The organism is Streptomyces sp. MnatMP-M17 (assembly GCF_900091995.1).
GTDB lineage: Bacteria > Actinomycetota > Actinomycetes > Streptomycetales > Streptomycetaceae > Streptomyces.
In genome coordinates this window covers 1-2329 of sequence record NZ_FMDK01001155.1, presented here as the reverse complement: position 1 = coordinate 2329, position 2329 = coordinate 1, and the positions used below count along the sequence as shown (strand labels likewise).

At 69.0% G+C, this 2329-nt stretch carries 1 protein-coding gene; it reads right to left on the bottom strand.

Translation table 11 applies throughout. The features are described 5' to 3' along the window. Positions 1-2264, bottom strand: a 2264-nt coding sequence (locus GA0115259_RS37235; protein ID WP_093604964.1) for a Tex family protein, incomplete at its 3' end; no start/stop codon positions are given. Positions 2265-2329 lie beyond the last annotated feature (65 nt).

The following is a 2329-nucleotide window of genomic DNA, read 5'->3' as shown; positions in this document are numbered from 1 at the left end:
GGCCGTCCACCACCCGAGCCACCGGACCCGCCAGACCCACCCGACCGGTCGCGCTCCGGCTTCGCGCCCACCTCGTCGTCCAGCCGCAGCGTCAGGGAGATCCGCTTACGCGGAACGTCGACCTCCATGACCTTCACCTTGACCACATCGCCCGGCTTCACGACCTCCCGGGGATCCTTCACAAAGTTCCTCGACATGGCGGAGACATGGACCAGCCCGTCCTGATGCACGCCGATGTCCACGAACGCGCCGAACGCCGCGACATTCGTCACGACTCCCTCCAGCACCATCCCCGACGCAAGATCCCCGATCTTCTCCACGCCGTCCTTGAACGTCGCGGTCTTGAAGGCCGGACGCGGGTCCCGGCCCGGCTTCTCCAGCTCGCGCAGGATGTCCGTCACGGTCGGCAGCCCGAAGGACTCGTTCACGAAGTCGGCCGGCTTCAGCGAGCGCAGCACCGACGCGTTCCCGATGAGGGACGCGACCTCGCTGCCGGTCGTCTTCACCATGGACCGCACCACCGGATACGCCTCCGGGTGGACGCTCGACGCGTCCAGCGGGTCGTCACCGTCACGGATACGGAGGAAGCCCGCGCACTGTTCGTACGCCTTCGGGCCGAGCCGCGGCACATCCTTGAGCGCCCGCCGCGACCGGAACGGCCCATGGGCGTCGCGATGGGCGACGATGTTCTCGGCGAGTCCCGTCCCGATGCCCGACACCCGCGAGAGCAGCGGCGTCGACGCGGTGTTCACATCGACACCCACGCCGTTCACACAGTCCTCGACGACCGCGTCCAGCGAGCGGGAGAGCTTCACCTCGGACAGATCGTGCTGATACTGGCCGACGCCGATCGACTTGGGATCGATCTTCACCAGCTCCGCGAGCGGATCCTGGAGCCGGCGCGCGATCGACACGGCGCCGCGGATCGACACATCGAGACCGGGCAGCTCCTGCGAGGCGAACGCCGAGGCCGAGTACACCGAGGCGCCCGCCTCGGACACCATGACCTTGGTGAGCTTCAGCTCCGGATGCTTCGCGCACAGCTCACCGGCGAGCTTGTCGGTCTCCCGGGACGCCGTGCCATTGCCGATGGCGATCAGATCGACCGAGTGCGCCTTGGCCAGCCGCGCCAGTGTCGCGAGCGACTCCTCCCACCGGTTGGCGGGCACATGCGGATAGATCGTGTCGGTGGCGACGACCTTGCCCGTCGCGTCGACCACGGCCACCTTCACGCCCGTACGGAACCCGGGATCGAGCCCGAGCGTCGTGCGGGTGCCGGCCGGCGCTGCCAGCAGCAGATCGCGCAGATTCGCGGCGAACACCCGCACCGCCTCGTCCTCGGCGGCCGTCCGCAGTCGCAGCCGCAGATCCATTCCGAGATGCACCAGAATCCGGGTGCGCCACGCCCACCGCACCGTGTCCGCCAGCCATTTGTCACCGGGCCTGCCGCGGTCCGCGACCTCGAAGCGCCGCGCGATCATGTTCTCGTACATCGTCGGGCCCGGCTGCTCCGAGGACTCGGACGGATCCTCCGGCTCCAGCACCAGATCGAGGACATCCTCCTTCTCGCCGCGGAACATGGCCAGCACCCGGTGCGAGGGCAGCTCCGGGAACGGCTCGGCGAAGTCGAAGTAGTCGGCGAACTTGGCGCCAGGTCCCTCCTTGCTGTCGTCCTTGCCCTCCCGGACCTTCGAGACCAGCCGGCCCCGTGTCCACATCCGCTCCCGCAGCTCGCCGATGAGATCGGCGTCCTCGGAGAACCGCTCGGTGAGGATGGAGCGCGCGCCCTCCAGCGCGGCGGCGGGATCTGCCACACCCTTGTCCGCGTCCACGAACGCCGCGGCGGCGGCCAGCGGCTCCACCGACGGATCCTTCAACAGGCCCTCGGCGAGTGGTTCGAGGCCCGCCTCGCGGGCGATCTGCGCCTTCGTACGCCGCTTCGGCTTGAACGGCAGATAGATGTCCTCAAGGCGCGCCTTGGTGTCGGCGGCCCTGATCTGCGCCTCCAGCGCCTCGTCCAGCTTGCCCTGCTCGCGTACGGAGTCCAGGATCGCGCTCCGCCGCTCCTCCAGCTCCCGCAGATAGCGCAGCCGCTCCTCAAGGGTGCGCAGCTGCGCGTCGTCGAGCATCTCGGTCGCTTCCTTGCGGTAGCGCGCGATGAACGGCACGGTCGATCCGCCGTCGAGCAGCTCGACGGCCGCCTTCACCTGCCGCTCCCGTACGCCGAGTTCCCCGGCGATCCTGCCTTCGATGGACGTCGTCACGATCACGCTCCGCTGCTCTGTGGTCCGGCGACTGCATTGTGGCAGGTGGCAGTGACATCGGCGGG